This window comes from Novosphingobium sp. SG754 (assembly GCF_013149315.1).
In the GTDB taxonomy this organism is placed as follows: domain Bacteria; phylum Pseudomonadota; class Alphaproteobacteria; order Sphingomonadales; family Sphingomonadaceae; genus Novosphingobium; species Novosphingobium capsulatum.
In genome coordinates, this window is the sequence record NZ_JABGCC010000001.1 from 492,949 (window position 1) to 510,539 (window position 17,591).

21 protein-coding genes are annotated in these 17,591 nt (G+C 67.1%); 16 read left to right on the plus strand and 5 right to left on the minus strand.

Annotated features, from left to right (window positions below):
* Window positions 1-80 precede the first annotated feature (80 nt).
* The 3 genes from FHW97_RS02260 (at window position 81) to FHW97_RS02270 (ending at window position 3,734) form a co-directional block, all read left to right on the plus strand.
* Window positions 81-2,753: a TonB-dependent receptor gene (locus tag FHW97_RS02260; RefSeq protein WP_171797878.1), complete on the plus strand. Its 2,673-nt coding sequence runs from the start codon at window positions 81-83 to the stop codon at window positions 2,751-2,753.
* A 118-nt stretch (window positions 2,754-2,871) separates the two neighbouring features.
* Window positions 2,872-3,297, plus strand: coding sequence for a DUF805 domain-containing protein (locus FHW97_RS02265; protein ID WP_054130640.1), 426 nt, complete (start codon window positions 2,872-2,874; stop codon window positions 3,295-3,297).
* A 20-nt stretch (window positions 3,298-3,317) separates the two neighbouring features.
* Window positions 3,318-3,734 carry a DUF805 domain-containing protein gene (locus tag FHW97_RS02270; protein WP_171797879.1) on the plus strand — a complete coding sequence of 139 codons (417 nt, stop codon included), beginning with the start codon at window positions 3,318-3,320 and terminating at the stop codon, window positions 3,732-3,734.
* Here FHW97_RS02270 and FHW97_RS02275 read toward each other — a convergent pair whose 3' ends face one another.
* Window positions 3,735-6,308: an ABC transporter permease gene (locus FHW97_RS02275; RefSeq protein WP_171797880.1), complete on the minus strand. Its 2,574-nt coding sequence runs from the start codon at window positions 6,306-6,308 to the stop codon at window positions 3,735-3,737.
* Window positions 6,305-6,994, minus strand: a complete 690-nt coding sequence (locus FHW97_RS02280) for an ATP-binding cassette domain-containing protein (RefSeq protein ID WP_171794306.1) — start codon at window positions 6,992-6,994, stop codon at window positions 6,305-6,307. The genes FHW97_RS02275 and FHW97_RS02280 overlap by 4 nt, the downstream gene beginning before the upstream one ends.
* Window positions 6,995-7,083: 89 nt before the next feature.
* On the opposite strand from FHW97_RS02280, the gene FHW97_RS02285 reads away from it, so the two are divergent.
* Window positions 7,084-7,827 carry an arylesterase gene (locus FHW97_RS02285; protein WP_171797881.1) on the plus strand — a complete coding sequence of 248 codons (744 nt, stop codon included), beginning with the start codon at window positions 7,084-7,086 and terminating at the stop codon, window positions 7,825-7,827.
* Window positions 7,828-7,915: 88 nt separating this feature from the next.
* Here FHW97_RS02285 and recF read toward each other — a convergent pair whose 3' ends face one another.
* Entirely contained in the window at window positions 7,916-8,989 is a 1,074-nt protein-coding gene (recF, locus tag FHW97_RS02290; RefSeq protein WP_171797882.1) for a DNA replication/repair protein RecF, read from the minus strand.
* Between the two features lie 142 nt (window positions 8,990-9,131).
* Window positions 9,132-10,160, minus strand: a complete 1,029-nt coding sequence (gene pspF, locus FHW97_RS02295) for a phage shock protein operon transcriptional activator (protein ID WP_171797883.1) — start codon at window positions 10,158-10,160, stop codon at window positions 9,132-9,134.
* 149 nt (window positions 10,161-10,309) lie between these two features.
* Here pspF and FHW97_RS02300 point away from each other — a divergent pair, with 149 nt between their 5' ends.
* The 10 genes from FHW97_RS02300 to FHW97_RS02345 all read left to right on the plus strand — a co-directional run bounded on the left by FHW97_RS02300 (window position 10,310) and on the right by FHW97_RS02345 (window position 14,824).
* Window positions 10,310-10,510, plus strand: coding sequence for a hypothetical protein (locus tag FHW97_RS02300; protein ID WP_022677116.1), 201 nt, complete (start codon window positions 10,310-10,312; stop codon window positions 10,508-10,510).
* Between the two features lie 83 nt (window positions 10,511-10,593).
* Window positions 10,594-11,337, plus strand: coding sequence for a phage shock protein PspA (gene pspA, locus FHW97_RS02305; protein ID WP_237741068.1), 744 nt, complete (start codon window positions 10,594-10,596; stop codon window positions 11,335-11,337).
* 5 nt (window positions 11,338-11,342) lie between these two features.
* Window positions 11,343-11,654, plus strand: coding sequence for an envelope stress response membrane protein PspB (gene pspB, locus FHW97_RS02310; RefSeq protein ID WP_082349712.1), 312 nt, complete (start codon window positions 11,343-11,345; stop codon window positions 11,652-11,654).
* A complete protein-coding gene (gene pspC / locus FHW97_RS02315; RefSeq protein ID WP_062786270.1) occupies window positions 11,651-12,028 on the plus strand; it encodes an envelope stress response membrane protein PspC in 378 nt (125 codons plus the stop codon). The genes pspB and pspC overlap by 4 nt, the downstream gene beginning before the upstream one ends.
* A 45-nt stretch (window positions 12,029-12,073) precedes the next feature.
* Window positions 12,074-12,379 (plus strand): hypothetical protein, encoded by a 306-nt coding sequence (locus FHW97_RS02320; RefSeq protein ID WP_022677112.1) that lies wholly within the window; start codon window positions 12,074-12,076, stop codon window positions 12,377-12,379.
* Window positions 12,376-12,630: a hypothetical protein gene (locus FHW97_RS02325; RefSeq protein ID WP_022677111.1), complete on the plus strand. Its 255-nt coding sequence runs from the start codon at window positions 12,376-12,378 to the stop codon at window positions 12,628-12,630. Before FHW97_RS02320 ends, FHW97_RS02325 begins: the two co-directional genes overlap by 4 nt.
* 67 nt (window positions 12,631-12,697) lie before the next feature.
* Window positions 12,698-12,937, plus strand: a complete 240-nt coding sequence (locus tag FHW97_RS02330) for a hypothetical protein (protein ID WP_054130633.1) — start codon at window positions 12,698-12,700, stop codon at window positions 12,935-12,937.
* Between the two features lie 305 nt (window positions 12,938-13,242).
* A complete protein-coding gene (locus FHW97_RS02335) occupies window positions 13,243-13,656 on the plus strand; it encodes a SufE family protein (RefSeq protein ID WP_054130632.1) in 414 nt (137 codons plus the stop codon).
* Between the two features lie 8 nt (window positions 13,657-13,664).
* Window positions 13,665-14,018, plus strand: a complete 354-nt coding sequence (locus FHW97_RS02340; RefSeq protein WP_022677108.1) for a YbaN family protein — start codon at window positions 13,665-13,667, stop codon at window positions 14,016-14,018.
* A gap of 8 nt (window positions 14,019-14,026) precedes the next feature.
* On the plus strand, window positions 14,027-14,824 hold the full coding sequence (locus FHW97_RS02345; protein WP_171797884.1) for an MOSC domain-containing protein: 798 nt from the start codon (window positions 14,027-14,029) through the stop codon (window positions 14,822-14,824).
* A gap of 56 nt (window positions 14,825-14,880) precedes the next feature.
* Here the strand turns inward: FHW97_RS02345 and FHW97_RS02350 are convergent, their stop codons facing one another.
* Window positions 14,881-15,396: a sterol desaturase family protein gene (locus FHW97_RS02350; protein ID WP_171795683.1), complete on the minus strand. Its 516-nt coding sequence runs from the start codon at window positions 15,394-15,396 to the stop codon at window positions 14,881-14,883.
* Between the two features lie 217 nt (window positions 15,397-15,613).
* Between FHW97_RS02350 and FHW97_RS02355 the strand changes: the two genes are divergently transcribed.
* Window positions 15,614-16,006 carry a hypothetical protein gene (locus tag FHW97_RS02355; RefSeq protein ID WP_171797885.1) on the plus strand — a complete coding sequence of 131 codons (393 nt, stop codon included), beginning with the start codon at window positions 15,614-15,616 and terminating at the stop codon, window positions 16,004-16,006.
* A gap of 148 nt (window positions 16,007-16,154) precedes the next feature.
* Window positions 16,155-17,585 carry a 3-isopropylmalate dehydratase large subunit gene (leuC, locus tag FHW97_RS02360; protein WP_022677104.1) on the plus strand — a complete coding sequence of 477 codons (1,431 nt, stop codon included), beginning with the start codon at window positions 16,155-16,157 and terminating at the stop codon, window positions 17,583-17,585.
* Window positions 17,586-17,591 lie beyond the last annotated feature (6 nt).

Consider the following 17,591-nt stretch of genomic DNA (forward strand, 5'->3'; position numbering starts at 1 on the left):
AGCAAAAGGACGCGGCGAGGCTGCGCGACACGGGGGGTGTTGCCAGCCACGCGGTCAACAGGGCGCGCATACCACAAGACATGCAGGGTCGGGGCGAACACAGCGATGATGCACGGCGGCGCCGGCTTGCGGTAAACCGCAAGCTGCTGATTACGGCCGCTTGGCTGCCGCTTGGCCTAGCCATCGCGCCCACCGCCCATGCTGCCGGCGATGGCCCGGCCGAGGTGGCCGCAAGCGGCGAGGGGGCAGATGGCACTATCGTCGTCACCGCGACCAAGCGCGCAGCCAGCCTGGAAGACGTGCCGGTGGCGGTCAGCGTGGCCAGCGGCGAGGCCATCGCGCGGGCACAGATCCGCGATCTTAAGGATCTGACCAGCCTGGTGCCCTCGCTGTCGATGCAGCAGTTGCAGAGCCCGGCCAACGTCAACATCTACATCCGTGGCTTTGGCAACGGCGCCAACAACAGCGGAATCGAACCCTCGGTCGGGGTCTTTGTCGATGGCGTCTATCGCTCGCGCACGGCAGCGCAGATTGCCGATCTGCCCGATGTGGAGCAGGTGGAAGTCTTGCGCGGCCCGCAATCCACGCTGTTCGGCAAGAACGCGTCGGCCGGGGTCATCTCGATCATTACGCGCCTGCCGCAGTTCACGCCTGGCGCGGATTTCGAGGCGAGCTATGGCAACTATAACGCCCAGGTGTTCAAGGGTTTGGTCACTGGTCCCTTGACCGATACCCTGGCGGTGAGCGTGGCCGCCGGGCGCAACCGGCGCGATGGCTTTATCGTCGATCCCGATAGCGGCCAGCGCAGCAACGGCCGCAACCGCTGGTTCATGCGCGGCCAGGCGCTGTGGCAGCCGGGGGACGATCTGTCGCTGCGGGTGATCGGCGATTATGGCCTTATCGACGAGGTGTGCTGCGCGCCGGTCAATGTCCAGTCCTCGGCCGCGACGCAGGCGGTCTTGGCAGTGGGCGGCAAGGTCAATGCGCCCGATGCGATCTATGCCGATCAGGCCTGGTGGAATTTCGATTCGACCAACCGCATCGCCAACTACGGCTTTTCCGGTCAGCTCGACTACAAGGCCAGCCGGTTCAAGCTGACGGCGATTTCGGCGTGGCGGCGGCTGACCTCGGCCACCAACCAGGATTCCGATTTCACCAGCGGTCAGATGCTGGCGCGCAATGCCCAAGACCTGACGCTGTCGACCTTTACCGAGGAACTGCGCCTGGCGACCGACCTGCCCGGGCCGTTCAACGCGCTCGCCGGGGTCTATTACTTCAACGAGGCGCTGGACCAGCGCAATGCCATCGCCTTTGGCCGGGACATGCGCGCCTATGCCAACCTGCTGGTGCAGGGGGCGAGTGCCGGAGCATTGAGCGTGCCGTTGCTGGAGCAGGTGCTGGGCGGCCTGGACGGCGATCCCGCCCGCTATGCCGGCCGCTTCTTTGCCAGCGGGCAGGGTTCCAACGAACGCTATCGCCTGCGTAACGAGGCGTTCTCGGCATTTTTTCAAGGCGATCTCAAGCTCGGTGGCGCGCTCACGCTGACGGCGGGTGCTGCCTTTACCAGCGATACCAAGCGCTATGCAATCGTCGGCGAAACCACCGACGCTTTTGCCGGCGTGGACCTTGACGGTCGCGCCTATGCCCCGTTCCGGCAGCAACTGCTGGCCGCCGCCGGTTTTCGCGCGCGTGGCGTGAATCCGCAGAGCCCGGCGGCGATCGCGGCCTTTGCCCAGGCCGATCCCCAGGGCTATGCCGCCGTGTTGGGGCGCGCTGCGGCCAATGCCAACAACCCGGCGGCCAATCCGCTTGGCGCCCTGCGCCGCCTGCAGCTGTTCCCGCCCTATGTGAACGTGCCCAATGCGGTGGAGCCGGGCCGCACGCATGACCAGCGACTGACCTGGACAGCGCGTGCCACGGTCATGCTCAACCGGCATGTGCACGCCTATGCCAGCGTCGCCACCGGGTTCAAGGCCAGCTCGATCAACCTTTCGCGCGACAGCCGCCCGTTTCCGGCCGATCAGGCCGCGTTGGAGGCCGCCGGCCTGGCCCAGGTCAACCAGACCTATGCCACCCGCTTTGCCGGGCCGGAACGCACCACCGTTTATGAGCTGGGCCTCAAGGCGCAATGGGGGCTGGCCACGGCCAATATCGCCGTGTTCGACCAGACCATCAGCGGCTTTCAGTCCAACGTCTTTACCGGCACCGGTTTTGCGCTGGTCAACGCCGGCAAGGAGCGCGTGCGCGGGGTGGAGGTGGAAACCGTGCTGCGCCCGACGCCGGGCCTGACGCTTTCGGGCAGCGCGACCTGGCTCGATCCGCTGTACCAGGATTTCACGATGTCGGCCGTAGGCGATCTGTCTGGCCGGCGGCCGGCCGGCATTCCCGCCCTGTCGTTCACCCTGGCGGGGCAATACGAGCACTGCCTGGGCCGCACCGCGCGGCTGTTCGTGCGGGCGGATTTCCATCATGAAAGCCCGGTGATCACGGAAGAGGGACTGCCCGGTTTCCTTGATCTGGGCACGGCCGCCGCGATCGCCGCGTCGGCGCAATACAAGCGGCGCATCGACGAAGTGAATGCCGCGCTGGGCCTGACCCCCGGCGCCCGCACCGAATTTACGCTGTGGGTGCGCAACCTGACCAACAACCGCACACTGACCAAGGTTTTCGATTCGGTGGCCCAGCCTCTGGCTATTTCGGGTTACACCAACCAGCCGCGCACCTATGGTGCATCGGTGCGTTATCGCTTCTAACCCGGACGCGAAGCGCAAGACTTGCAAGGGGGCTGCCTGGCGGCCCCCTTTTTCTTGTCATGTCGATATTTTTCTGGCTGTTTGCCCATGGCGACCAACCGGCATCGGCCGGTGAGCGATGGGGGTATTCGTGTACTGGCTGATCCTGCCCTACAGGCGCATGTTCGAGTTTCGCGGGCGCTCGCGACGGCGGGAGTTCTTCTCGCTGGTGCTGTCGGGGATCGCAGTGTTCCTGCTTTTCTTCAGCGTGTTCATGCCGGTGCATCTTTGGGACAAAGCCGCTGCACCGGAAACAAACCGCTGGGATATCGTTGCCATCTCCGGGATGGCGATCCTGGTGCTGGTCTGGGCGTGGGCGCATATGGCGGTGTGTATTCGCCGCTTTCATGACCAGGACCGCACGGGGTGGCTCTACCTGATCAGCTTCGTGCCTTACGTTGGCGGGCTGATCGTTTTCGTGATGATGTTCCTGCCCGGCACGCCCGGGCCCAACCGCTATGGTGCCGATCCCAAGAACCGCGATCTGACCGACGTGTTTGGCTGAAACCGCCAGGAGAACTGCGCATGAATTGGATGCTGTTGCCCTATCGCCGCTATTTCCAGTTCGCTGGCCGATCGCGCCGCAAGGAATACTGGATGTTCACGCTGTTTGGCCTGCTGGTGAACCTGGCGCTGACCATCGTTTTCGGCCGCACCACCTATACCACAATGGGCTGGTATACCGGGGGCAGCACCCAGCTCAACGGCGTGGGTGATGCCTTGTCTGGGCTGTTCGCGCTGTTCAACTTCATCCCCAGCCTGGCGGTGTCGGTGCGGCGCCTGCACGATATCGATCGTTCGGGCTGGTGGTTTCTGTTGATCTTCCTGCCGATCCTGGGCTGGTTCGCGCTGCTGGTGTTCATGTGCCTGGACGGCACGCGCGGCTCCAACCGCTATGGCTCTGACCCCAAGAACCCCTACGAAGCCGACGTTTTCCAGTGATTACAATTCCCTGAGCGCCTGGGCGGGCCGCGTGCGCAACACGCCGAGCGACCCGCCCAGCGCCATGGCCATCACCACCGCGAGCGCGCCGCCGAGCACGGCCAGGATGGTGCCCCAGCCGGGCAGCCAGGCAAAATCGAACAGCTGCGTCACCACCGCCCAGGCGCCTGCGGTGCCGAGCCCCAGCGCGACACCGGCCAGCAACACGGCCAGCAAAGCCTGTTCGGCCAAGACCAGCACCAGCAACTGGCCCGATCCGGCGCCCAGCACGCGCAGCACCACCGCGTCATAGTGCCGTTGCGCCCGCGCGGCGGCGATGGCGCCGGCCAGCACCGCCATGCCCGCGAGGATCGCCACGCTGGCGGCAGCAAAGATCGCCACCGCCATCTGTCCCAAAAGGTTGCGCGCTTGCGCCAGCACCGGCCCCACCTCGATCACCGAACTGGAGGGCAGGGCGCGCACCAGGCCTGACAGGATCGCGCGCGACACGGCCGGATTGCCCTGCGCCTTGCCCAGTTCGATCGTGGCGGCAAGATTATAGGGGGCATCGGCCAAGGCATTGGGGCTGAACACCAGGACATAGTTGAAGCCATAGCTGTCCCAGTCGATGCGCCGGAACGAGGCGACGCGCGCGCTGCGTTCCACCCCCAGCAGCGATACCGTGATGGTGTCGCCCAGCTTGAGATGGATGGCCTGCGCCAGCTTTTCATCCACCGACACCAGCGGTTCGCCGCGATAGCCGGCCGGCCACCAGCGCCCGGCGGTCAGGACGTTGCCCTCGGGCAGGGCATCGGCAAAGGTCAGCCCGCGATCACCGCGCAGCGCCCAGGCATCATCGGGAATGCGCACCAGATCGGCAACGCGGATCATGTGATCGGCCGGGCCGAACGCCACGATCGTGCCGCGCATCGCCGGCACGGTGCGGATGCGCGCAGCAGGCGCCGCGCCGCGCACCACGCGTTCAAAAGCGGGCAGGCCGGCGGGCGGCACGTCGAGCACGAAATAGTCGGGCGCCTGTTGCGGCACGCGGGCGGCGATGTTGGTGTCAAGGCTGGTCTGCACCCCGGCGAGCAGCACGAACGCCGCCATGCCAAAGCCCAGCGCGGTGACCAGTGCCCCGGTCTGCGCGCCGGGGCGGTGCAGGTTGGCCAGAGCCATCCGCGCGATCGGGTGGCGCGGACGCGGCAGGCGGGCGGCGAGCCACACCAATGCCCAGCCCAGCGCCGCCAGCAGGGCCAACACGCCGCCCGCCGCCGCCAGGAAACCGGCGGCCAGCCAGGGCTGCTCTGCCCCAGCCACCGCAATGGCGGCAATCGTGGCGAGGCCAATGCCCATGGCGAGCGCGCGGCTACGCCAGCCGTCGCGCGGGGGCACCAGGCGGCCGCGCATCAGCGCCATGGCCGGCACGGCACGGGCGCGCAGCAGCGGCGGCGCGGCAAAGGTGGCGGCAATCAGCGCGCCCTGCAGCGCGGCCAGGGCGAGCGCACCGGGCGCCAGTACCAGGCCGGCGGGGATCGGCAAAAGATCTTTCAGCGCCAGGCCGATCAGCGGGGTGGCCGCCACCCCCAGCGCCAGGCCAAGGCCGATTGCCAGCAGCGTGGCCAGGCCCAGTTGCAGAAGATAGATCCGTGCAATGTCAGCCCCGGTGGCGCCCAGGATCTTGAGCGTGGCGATCGCCCCGCGCCGCGCCTCAAGGTAGGAGGCCACGCCATTGCCAATGCCGATGCCGGCAATCAGCAAGGCGGCCAGCGCCACCAGCGCCAGGAATTGCCCCATTCGCGAAACAAAGCGATCGAGCCCGGGCGAGGCCTTGTCACGCGTGCGCAGTTCCAGCCCGGCATTGGGGAACTGGCGGGTGAGGGCGTCGGCTACGGCGTGCGGCTGGGCGGTGGGGGGAAGGCGCAGGCGGTATTTCCAGCGCGCCATGGCGCCGGGCTGAACAAGATCGGTGGCATCGAGCCCGGCGCGGCTGATGATTACCGTGGGGCCCAGGCCAAAACCCTCGCCCAGGCGGTCAGGCTCGTCCGCGATCACCCCGCCGATGCGGAATGTGGCGCTGCCGATCTTCAAGGGCTGGCCAGTGGACACGCCCAGCCGCTGCGCCACGCCCGGCGCGATCCAAGCGGTTGTGGCGTCGGGCGCGCCCACCGCGCGGCCATCGGCCAGGGTGAAACGGCCATAGAGCGGCCAGGCGCCGTCCACTGCCTTGAGTTCGATCGGCACGGCAGTGCCATCGCTGCCGGGCACGGTGGCCATGGCCCGCATGCGCACCCCGATCGAGAGCGTGCCAGCGCGGGTAAAGGCCGCCTGTTCCGGGGCAAAGGCCTGGCGCCCGGCCAGTTCCACCTCCACATCGCCGCCCAGCATCGCCTGGCCGCGTTGATCGAGTTCGCCGCGCACGGCATCGGTCAGCGTGCCGATCGCGGCCAGTGCCGCCACGCCCAGCACCAGGCAGACGACCAGCAGGCGCAAGCCCCTGAATTTCCAGTCCAATCCCCGCCGGGCCAGTGTCCAGGCCGTGCCCCAGCCCAGGCCTCGTTTTTGGGTGTCGCCGGCCAGCGCCGTGGCGGTCATCGGGTTTCGTCCGCCACGATGCGGCCATCGGCCAGGCGCAGGATGCGGCCACAGCGCTGGGCCAGCGCTTCATCGTGCGTGACCATCAGCAAGGTTGCCCCGGCCTGGCGCGCGCGATCGAACAGCAGATCGGCCACGGCTGTGCCGGTCGCGGTATCGAGGTTGCCGGTCGGTTCATCGGCAAACAGCAGCGCCGGGCGCGGGGCGAGCGCACGGGCAATGGCCACGCGCTGCTGTTCTCCGCCTGAAAGCTGGCCGGGATAGTGATCGAGCCGGTGGGCCAGGCCCACGGCGGCCAGTTCCGCTTCGGCCCGCGGCATGGCATCGGCCATGCCGGCCAGTTCCATCGGCGTGGCGACATTCTCGCGCGCGGTCATCGTTGGCAGCAGGTGAAACGCCTGGAGCACGATGCCGATGCGCCCACGCCGCGCGGTGGCAAGGCCATCTTCATCGAGCGTGGAAAAATCCGCGCCGGCCACAGACAGTACGCCGCCGCTGGCGCGTTCTAACCCGGCCAGCACGGCCAGCAGGGATGACTTGCCCGAGCCCGATGGCCCCAGCAGGGCCACGGTTTCCCCGGCCATCACGGCAAGGTCCAGACCCTTGAGAATATCGACACGGGCGGCGTCACGGCCAAGGGAAAGGGTGAGTGCGCGGGCGGAAATGAGCGGGGCAGGGCTGGTCACCGCGCGGGAGTGGCATAGACCGCAAGCATCTTGCAACCGGCCATTCCACCAACGACATGGGGGCAGCACCTGTCTTTATGGGAAACCCGATGCGCGCGCCTGTTTATGCTGTTCCGGTTCTTGCTGCCCTGGCCTTGCTGCCGCTTGCCGGCTGTTCGCGCGACAAGGCGCCCGATGCGCTGGAAACGCGGGGCGCGACCACGGCTGCAGGTGCGCCAGTCGCCGCCGCTGTGCCGGCAGACGCGCCGGTGATCCTGGCATTTGGAGACAGCCTCTATGCCGGATACCAGCTGGACCAGGGGCAAAGCTATCCGGCGCGGTTGCAGGCGGCGCTCAATGCCGCGGGGGTCAAGGCGCGGGTGATCAATGCCGGCGTTTCGGGCGATACCACGGCGGCGGCGCGGCAGCGGCTGGCCTTCACGCTGGATAACCAGCCGCGCAAGCCGGCGCTGGTGATGGTCGGCCTGGGCGGCAACGACATGCTGCGCGGCCTGCCGCCGGCACAGACCCGCGCCAACCTCGATGCGATCCTCGCGGAACTCAAGCGGCGGGGCATTCCTGTGATGCTCACCGGCATGCTCGCCGCGCCGAACATGGGGGCGGATTACGTGGCCGCGTTCAACCCGATCTGGCCGGCCCTGGCGAAAAAGTATGATGCCGCGCTGGTGCCGTTCTTCCTGCAACCGATCATTGCCCGGCCGGCGCTGCAACTGCCCGATCACATGCACCCCAATGCGCAAGGGGTGGATGCGATCGTTGCCGCCACCCAGCCAGCCGTGGCCCAGGCCCTGGCCAAGGCCTTGCACCAAAATAACCCGTCACCCCGGGCTTGACCCGGGGTCCTGCTTTTCCTTGGTGCGTCACGAAAACAGCGGGACCCCGGGTCAAGCCCGGGGTGACGTGGGTTTTGTTGGTTGCGGATCAATCCCGCACTGCCGCTCCATCGTGGACCTGCCACATCGCCGCCTCACCGGCGATTTCGGCAAAGGGCGCCGCTTCGGTGCCAGTCATCCACACTTGCGCGCCCGAGGCAGCGAGCCGTTCATAGAGCGCGGCGCGGCGCAGCGGATCGAGATGGGCGGCGATTTCATCGAGCAGCAGCAGGCGCGGGCGCGGTCCGGCGGTCAGTTCGGCATGGGCCAGCACGATGGCGATCAGCATCGCCTTCTGCTCCCCGGTGGAGCAATCGGCCGCCGGAGCATCCTTGGTGGCCAGGCGCACGGCCAGATCATCGCGGTGCGGGCCGATCAGCGTGCGCCCGGCCGCGCGATCGCGTCGGCGGCTCTGACGCAAGGCGCTGCGCAGGGCCTCTTCATCGGCCGGGGTTTCGCTGGCATAGGCCAGCGACGGCCGGGCAAAAGGCTGTTCGGGAACGGTTTCCAGCACGGCGCCAAGATCGGCCACGAGGCTTGCCCGCGCGGCGACGATCGCTGCGCCGGTCTGCGCGAGTTGCGTTTCCAGCGCGTCGAGCCAGGCGGGATCGGGTTCGCGGTCGTCTGCCAGCAGGCGGTTGCGTTCGCGAAGGCCGTTTTCATAGCGGGCGCTGGTCTGGGCATGGCCGGGCAGGCGGGCCAGCACCAGCCGATCGAGGAAACGCCGGCGGTTGCCCGCGCTTTCGGCAAACAGCCGGTCCATCGCCGGGGTCAGCCAGGTGAGCGAGAGCCATTCCGCCAACCGCGCCGCCGGTGCCTGTGCGCCGTTGACCTTGACCAGGCGGCGGCCGGGCGCGGCGGGCTGGGTATGCGTGCCGAGCACCACTTCGCCCGCTTCCATCTCGGCCGCTACGGCAAAGCTGCCATCACCATGGCGCGCGGCCATTTCGGCCGGCTGGGCACGGCGCAGGCCCCGGCCCGGCGCCAGCAGTGACAGCGCTTCGAGCACATTGGTCTTGCCCGCGCCGTTTTCCCCCACCAGCACGTTGAAGCGCGCCATGCCATCAAGCCGGGTGGCCGCATGGTTGCGAAAATCGCGCAGGGTCAGGCGGGTTAGCGCCATGGGTTTTGCGGGGGGCGCTTGGTTTCCACCACCCCCCGACCCCCTCCTCTGAAGAGGAGGGGGAGAACCGCATCAAAAAGCCCCCTCCTCTTTAGAGGAGGGGGGTGGGGGTGGTGGAAACCTGAAACAACACCTGCAGACATCATCCCTGCCCACGCTCCAGCAACCCGTGCTTTTTCAGGCAGTGACGCAACTGGTCATAGGTCACGCCCAGCGCCTTGGCGGTCTGCCGCTGGTTATAGCGGTTGCGGCCCAGGTGATGCTCCAGGATGGCGCGTTCGTGGGAATCCACCGCGGCGCGCAGATCCTGGATCGTATCGAAATCGGCGGGGCTGGCCGCGTGCTGCAGCACCGTGGTGCAGGCATCGCTGGCCGGCGCCATCAAGGCGGCGGGTTTCCACGGGCTTTCAAACGGATCGAACTGTACATGCGCGATCGGGCGGTCAGGATCGTCCCAGCGATAGACCGCGCGTTCCACCACGTTGCGCAGTTCGCGCACGTTGCCCGGCCAGGCGTGGGTTTCCAGCTGCTGCTGGGCATGGGCGGCAAAGCCGGGCCAGGCATCCCATTGCAGTTCGGCCGCCATGCGCCGGCCGAAATACTCGGCCAGCACGGCCACGTCACCCTCGCGCACGCGCAGCGGGGGCAGGGTGATCACCTCGAAGCTGAGGCGATCGAGCAGGTCTGGGCGAAAGCGGCCTTGCGCCGCCATCCTGGGCAGATCCTCGTTGGTGGCAGCGACGATGCGCACGTCCACGCGGATCGGCCGGCTGGCGCCGATGCGCGTCACCTCGCCATATTCCACCGCGCGCAGCAGGCGTTCCTGCGCGCCCATCGACAGCGTGCCCAACTCGTCGAGGAACAGCGTGCCTTTGTCCGCCTCTTCAAAGCGGCCGACGCGCGCGCGGGTCGCGCCGGTAAAGGCGCCGGCCTCGTGCCCGAAGAGTTCGGCCTCGATCAGGGTTTCGGGCAGGGCGGCGCAGTTCATCGTCACCAGCGGTTCCTGCCAGCGCGTGGACAGGCGGTGCAGGCGTTCGGCGATCAGTTCCTTGCCAGTGCCGCGTTCACCGATCACCAGCACCGGGCGGCGCATCGGCGCGGCGCGGCTGGCCCGCTCGACCGCGTCGAGAAAGGCGCTGGATTGGCCGATGAACTGAACTTCGCGATCCATGGCCCAACATTTGGCATATTTTCCCAAGTGCGGGCAAGATGCGCCATTCTACGGGGCGGAGAATTTTCGGAAAACGGCGAAAATCAGCCGCTTTTCGATTTTGGCACGGGCCTTGCTGAATACAGGACAACCGCTCTGGAGTAACCCCGATGACCACCGCCCCGTTCTTCTCCACCCGTCTTGGCCGCGCCGCCCTGGTCAGCATTGCCGCGATGCTGGCGATGAATGCAGTGGTCCTGGCCAACCATATGCCGGAACTGCCCGGCCTGGGCCACAGCGTCCACGCCGCGTCGGCTGGCCACACCGGCATCACCCGCTCGGTCGCGGCGATCACCGGGGGCCTGGCATGAATTCCATTCTCGAACCCGTGCCGGCAGGCCCGCAGTCTTCCGGCGGTTCCTCGCGCTTTGACGATGCGCTGCGGGCCGCCCGGATGCGGCCCTCGTCGGGGACCGGCCAAAGTGATACGAACGCCGCAAGGCCTTTTTTCAACGGAGCAAACCTGATGGGCATCTTTTCGCGCACGCGCGATATCATTGCCGCCAATTTCAACGATCTGTTGGACAAGGCCGACGATCCGGCCAAGATGATCCGCATGATCATCCTGGAAATGGAAGAGACGCTGGTCGAGGTGCGTGCCTCGGCCGCGCGGACCATTGCCGACCAGAAGGAAATGCTGCGCCATGTGGCCAAGCTTGACCGCCTGCAGGCCGATTGGGCCGACAAGGCCCAACTCGCTCTGTCGAAGGACCGCGAGGATCTGGCCCGCGCTGCCCTGATGGAGCGCAAGAAGGCCGCCGACATGGCCGACCAGCTCCGCGGCGAAGTGGCGGTGCTCGACGATTCGATGCGCGCCTATGAGCAGGACATCGAAAAGCTGCAGACCCGCCTGCGCGAGGCCCGCAGCCGTCAGACCGCCATTGCCGCCCGCCTGGAAAGCGCCGAAAACCGCGTGCGCCTGCGTGCCCTGATGACCAGCGAGCGCGTGGACGAGGCGCTGTCGCGGTTCGACCAGCTCGAACGCCGCGTCGATTATGCCGAAGGCCGCGCCGATGCGCTGAGCATTGCCGAAAGCGGGACGCCCAGCCTGGCCGACGAGATTGCCGCCCTCGCCGGGCAGGACAAGATCGACGAGGAACTGGCCGCGATGAAGCGCGCCATGGGCAAGGAGGGCTGATCACCATGGGCGATATGGACCTGACGCCGTTCTTTGCCTTGGTAACGCTGTTCGTCGCGCTGCCATGGATCGTGCTGCACTACATGACCAAGTGGAAGACCGCCGCAACCCTGACCAGCGGCGATGAGCAGCTGCTGGAAGAGCTTTATCGCGTCGCCCGCCGCCTGGAAGAGCGGATGGACACGGTGGAGCGCCTGGTGGCCAGCGAAAACCCGCAATTCCGCCCGGCCAGCCTGGCGGCCGAGCGCACCAACCACCAGGCCGACCTGTCGGAACTCGATCGGCTGATGACGCAAACCAAGGGGACCGTGAAATGAGCGCTGCCCGTACCCGTTTCTATCGCGACAAGGTCAACGGCAAGTTCATGGGCGTGTGCGCCGGGATTGCCGACTACACCGGGGTTGATGTGCTGTGGGTGCGGCTGGCGTTGATCGTCGGCACCTGCTGCGGGCTCGGCTTCCTGCCGATCATCTATCTCGCGCTGGGTTTCCTGGCTGAAAAGAAGCCCGCCGCGCTCTATGCCGATCGGCAGGAGCAGAAGTTCTGGCAGGGCGTGCGCCAATCGCCCGCCCGTTCGGCCCGCGAAGTGCGCGCCTCGTTGCGCGACATCGACCGCCGCCTGGCCGAAGTCGAACACTTCTACGTCTCGAGCAATCCGCGCCTGGCTCAGGAAATCGAAAGCCTGCGCTAAGCCACCATCCCATCCCATCCCGGCACTTCGAAGGGGACTGCTGCCATGGATCACGGAACACTTGCCCTGCTTATCCCGCTTGCCCCGTTCATGATCGCAGGCCTTGCGATCTGGACCCGGCACAGCCGGCGGATGGCGGAAATCCAGGCCAACGCCACGGCCGAAAAGGCCGCACAATATGCCGTCCAGAACCAGGCGCTGGAAGATCGGGTGCGCGTTCTGGAACGCATCGTCACCGATGGTGGCTATGACGTGGCCCTGCAGATCGAGGCGCTGCGCGATGTCAACCGCATCGAAGGCAGCCAGCACGACGGCGCCGCCCGCGCCCCGGTTTCGGGCAAGCTGCAATGACTGCCGCCGGTGCCATCGTCCTGCTGGCCTTTGCCACCCTGGCCACTTTGCTGGTCGGCCTGGTAATGGCAGCGCAGGCCTGGTCGCGCCGGATGGATCAGCGCGAGCGGGAAATCATCGCCACCACCCGCGCCACGGCCGAGCAGGCGGCGCAATATGCCGCCCAGACCGCCCGGCTGGAACAGCGCGTGCGCGTGCTGGAAGGCATGATGCAGGGGCGTGAGGCTTCGGCCATGCCCCAGTTCAACTGATCGCGTTTACCCGCCCTCCCTTTTCCCCCCGCCCGATTTACCCGGTCCAGCCAAGGATTTCCTACCCGTGAGCTTTGGAGCCACTCTTGTTGCCATCGTCGCGATCCTGGCCTGGGCCAGCCTGCGCCACCGCCGCCACAGCGCCCAGCAGGATACCTATCCCATCGCCGATGCCGCGGAAAATGCCGCCCTCGCGCGCGAAGTGGCTGCGCTGCGCAGCCGGGTGGAAGTGCTGGAGCGCATCCTGACCGATCAGCGGGGATCGACCGACCTTGCCCGTGAAATCGAATCCCTGCGCGATCGTTGAGGCTTGAGGTGGGCTGGTTCCCGCTTTAGGCGGCGTGGACAAATTCCGCAGTGCCACGGCTGGAAGCAAAAACCGCCAGTTCAAGGAGGCGAGGAAGCGGAATATCGGGAATATTGCGCGGCGAGCCGACGCGGCAATGGCGGTTTTTGGTCCAGCCCCGGAGGGGTTGCCCTGCAAGAGGCCCTGGCAGCGTTGCTCCGCCTTGAAAGAGGCCCACTCTTCCTGCGGCCTCGCGCCTCGCCAGGGCCTCTTGCAGGGCAACCGTGGCATTGCGGAATTTGTCCACGCCGCCTAAGGCCCAGCCCATGCGCACCCTTGCCGACATTCTCGAAGAGTACGAGTTCAGCGATGGCGATGAACGCTATCGCTTGCTGATCGACCTTGGGCGAGAGCTTGAGCCGATGCCCGATGCGCTGAAAACCGATGCCACGCTGGTGCGTGGCTGCTCGGCAGCGGTATGGGTCTATCCCACCGAGGGGGAGGGCGGCGCCCTGCATTTCCTGGCCGATAGCAACGCAGCGATCACCAAGGGCATCATTGCCCTGGTCCTGGCCGCCGTGCAGGACCGGCCCGCTGCTGAGGTGGCAGGCATGGACATTGCCGAGGCGCTGGCGCCGTTCAATCTCAAGAACCAGCTTTCATCCAACCGCACGCAGGGCCTGCCCAACATGATTGCGCTGGTGCGCGAACACGCCGCGCGCCTGGCTGCGGCGGGCTGACGGCGGGCATGGTCCGCCGCCATCTCTGGACGGCTGCGGGCCTGTTCTTTGTCGGGCTGGGCACGGTGGGCGCGTTCCTGCCGCTGCTGCCTACGGTGCCGTTCCTGCTGCTGGCAGTGTTCTGCTTTGCGCGCGGCAACCCCGCGTGGGAGCAGCGCCTGCTCGATCATCCCAAGTGGGGCCCGCCCTTGCGGGAATGGCGCACCCGGCGCGCCATCCCCCGCCGCGCCAAGAAGGCCGCGCTCGCCACCATGGCGCTGAGCGTGGGGGTAACCGCGTTCACCGCCGGCTGGCCCTGGGTGCTGATCCCGGCAGCGGTCATGGTCTTGAGCGGCACCTGGATATGGACCCGCGCCGAATAGGATATCGCATGCAGCTTGCCGCCATCCATCGCTATTCGGTCAAGTCCCTGGGGGGAGAGGCGCTGGAGCGCGCCACGATCACCACGCAGGGCGTGGCCGGCGACCGGCGCTGGATGATCGTCAATCCGCAGGGGCGCTTCCTCACCCGCCGCGAACTGCCGGCGATGGCCCTGCTGCAGGCCGTGCCCCATGCCGATGGCGGCCTGACGCTGCACCATGCGGCTGCGCCATCGGTAAAGGTGGCGGTGCCGACCACGACCGAGCGCCGCGCGGTCAAGGTGTGGGGAGACAGCCTGGCAGCCACCCCTGCTGGCGCCGTGGCCGACGCCTGGCTTTCGGCGCGGCTGGGCCAGCCGGTTCACCTGGTCCACATCGGCGATGACGTGATCCGCCCGGTCGATCCGCGCTATGGCCAGCCGGGCGATGCCGTGGGCTTTGCCGATGGCTTTCCGCTGCTCGTCACCACGCAGGAATCGCTCGACGCGCTCAATGCGCAGTTGCCCGCGCCGATCACCATGGCGCGCTTTCGCCCCAACTTGGTGATCACCGGGGCGCCTGCGGCCTTTGCCGAAGAGGGCTGGACCAGCTTGCGCATCGGCGCGCTCACGCTGCGGCTGGTCAAGCCCTGCACGCGCTGCGTGATTACCACGCAAGACCCGCAGACGGGGGAAAGCCATGACCGCGAGCCGCTGGCCACGCTGCGCCGCATGGGGCGGGTGTGGCAGCGCCAGCCGGTGTTCGGCATGAATGCCGTTCCCGATGGCGCCGCCGATCTGGCCGTGGGGGATGTGGTGGAGCTGGGCTGAACGCTCCTCCGTCAGGCCTGCGGCCTGCCACCTCCCCGCCATGCGGGGAGAATCTCTTACTCGACCGCTTCGCGCAGCACGGCGATGCCGGCGGCGCGCTGTTCGCGCAATTCGCGCTTGAGCACTACGGGATCGCGCGCGACGACAAAGCCGAAGCTGACCCCGCCTTCCTTGCCGATCGTGGCATGGTGCAGCTTGTGCGCCTGGACCAGTCGCTTGGCATAGCCGCGCTTGGGCACCCAGCGGAACCAGCGCTGATGCACCAGGCCATCGTGGATGAAGGTATAGATCAGGCCATAGACCAGCACGCCCATGCCGATCCAGGTGCCCGGCCACCAGGCATGCGCGCCCAGCACCACCGGGCTGCCAATGGCGAACATCGAAATCGAAATGGCCGCGCCGACCACGGCGTAGAGATCGTTCTTTTCCAGGAAACCATCGTGCGGTTCGTGGTGATCACGGTGCCACGCCCAGCCAAAGCCGTGCATGATGTATTTGTGGCTGGACCACGCGACCAGTTCCATGGTGGCAGCAGCGCCCAGCACGATCATGATGGCAAGCAGGATATCCATGGCCAGCGCCCATAGCGCAATGCACGCGCGGCGGCGATGCGTTTTATCGGGCAGGGCTGGGGGGCGTTGGGCAAGTTATCAAGCGCGCCCCGCCATCCTTGCTGAAACCCGAACGCGCGGATCGCGTTTGGTTCAGGATCACTTTGCCAAACCATGATCATCAAACGGCGCGGGCGCTCAATCGCCAGGCGTCGCTGACAAGCAAGGAGTAAAGCCCATGAAAAAGCTCATTCTCGCCGCGCTGATCCCGGCCACGGTGGGCCTGGCTGCCCCGACCCTGGCACAGCCCGCGCCGCCGCCGCCCGGTGGCTGGCACCACGGCCCTGGCCCGGCAATGGGCGGCTGGATGACGCCGCGCCGTGACGCTGCGATCCGCCAGGATATCGGCCAGCTGCGCTTTGCCATCGACCGTGCTGTGCGCAACCGCACCATCTCTCCGCGCGAAGCAGCGCCGTTGCGCCGCCAGGCGATGGTCGTGCAGCGCCAGTACAAGATGTATGCCCGCGATGGCCTGAGCCGCGACGAAGTGCGCTGGCTGGCCAGCCGGGTCAACCAGATCCGCCAGCAGCTGCGGATGGAACGTGCCGACTGGGATCGCGATCGCTGGTGATCGGTGCCAGTCAGGCTCGCCCTGGCATCGCCTGAACCCCGGTTTGAGGCGTGCCAAGGCAGCGCCGGGACAGAAAATGACGCATGCCCCCGCGTGTTCTTGCCGTTTGGTGCTTGAAATGCGCGGGGGCGATGCTTAACCGCACTGCATGACCAGCACCGGCAAGACGCTCTACGAAAAGATCTGGGATGCCCACGTCGTGGAAAACCGCGAGGATGGCACCAGCCTGATCTATATCGACCGCCATCTCGTTCACGAAGTGACGAGCCCGCAGGCGTTCGAAGCGCTTCGCATGGCCGGGCGCAAGGTGCGCCGCCCCGATCTGACGTTGGCGGTGCCCGATCACAACCTGCCCACCACCGCGCGCCGCGATGCGGCCGGCCATCGCATTCCCATCGCAGATCCCGAAAGCGCCCAGCAACTCGCCGCGCTGGAGCGCAACGCGCCCGAGTTTGGCATCCGCTATATCGGCGATGCCGATGCGGCGCAGGGCATCGTCCACGTCGTCGGGCCAGAGCAGGGCTTTTCGCTGCCCGGCGCCACGATCGTGTGCGGTGACAGCCACACCGCCTGCCATGGTGGCCTGGGGGCCTTGGCCTTTGGCATCGGCACGTCGGAAGTGGAGCATGTGCTCGCCACGCAGACCCTGCTGCTCAAGCGCAGCAAGACCATGGAAGTGCGCGTCGAGGGCACGCTCACGCCGGGCGTTTCGGCCAAGGACGTGGTGCTGCACATCACCGGCGTGCTCGGTGCGGCAGGTGGCACCGGCTATGTCATCGAATATACCGGCCAGGTTATCCGTGACCTGTCGATCGAGGGCCGCCTGACGGTTTCGAACATGGCGATCGAGCATGGCGCCCGTGCCGGCCTGATCGCGCCTGATGACAAGACCTTCGCCTACGTGAAGGGCCGCCCCTATGCGCCCAAGGGCGCCGATTGGGACAAGGCCGTGGCTTGGTGGAAGAGCCTGGCAACCGATGCCGGCGCGCAGTATGACAAGATCGTGGTGATCGATGCGGCCGATATCGCGCCGTCGGTCACCTGGGGCACCAGCCCCGAAGACGTGCTGCCGATCACCGCCACGGTGCCCGCGCCGGAAAGCTTTGCCGATCCGTCGAAGCAGGATGCCGCCCGCAAGTCTTTGGAATACATGGGCCTGGCGCCGGGCACTGCGCTCGACACGGTGGAAATCCAGAACGTCTTCATTGGCAGCTGCACCAACAGCCGGATCGAAGACCTGCGCGCCGCCGCCGCGATCCTCAAGGGCCGCAAAAAGGCCGACAATGTGCGTTGGGCGATCGTCGTGCCCGGATCGGGCCTGGTCAAGGCCATGGCCGAAGACGAAGGGCTGGACGTGATCTTCAAGGACGCGGGCCTTGAATGGCGCGAGCCGGGCTGCTCGGCGTGCCTGGGCATGAACCCCGACAAGGTGCCGGCTGGCGAGCGCTGCGCCTCTACCTCGAACCGCAATTTCGTCGGTCGCCAGGGCCCCGGCGCGCGCACCCATCTGGTCAGCCCGGCCATGGCCGCTGCCGCAGCGGTGACCGGCCGGTTGACGGACGTGCGCGAGCTGGTGTGACCGCAC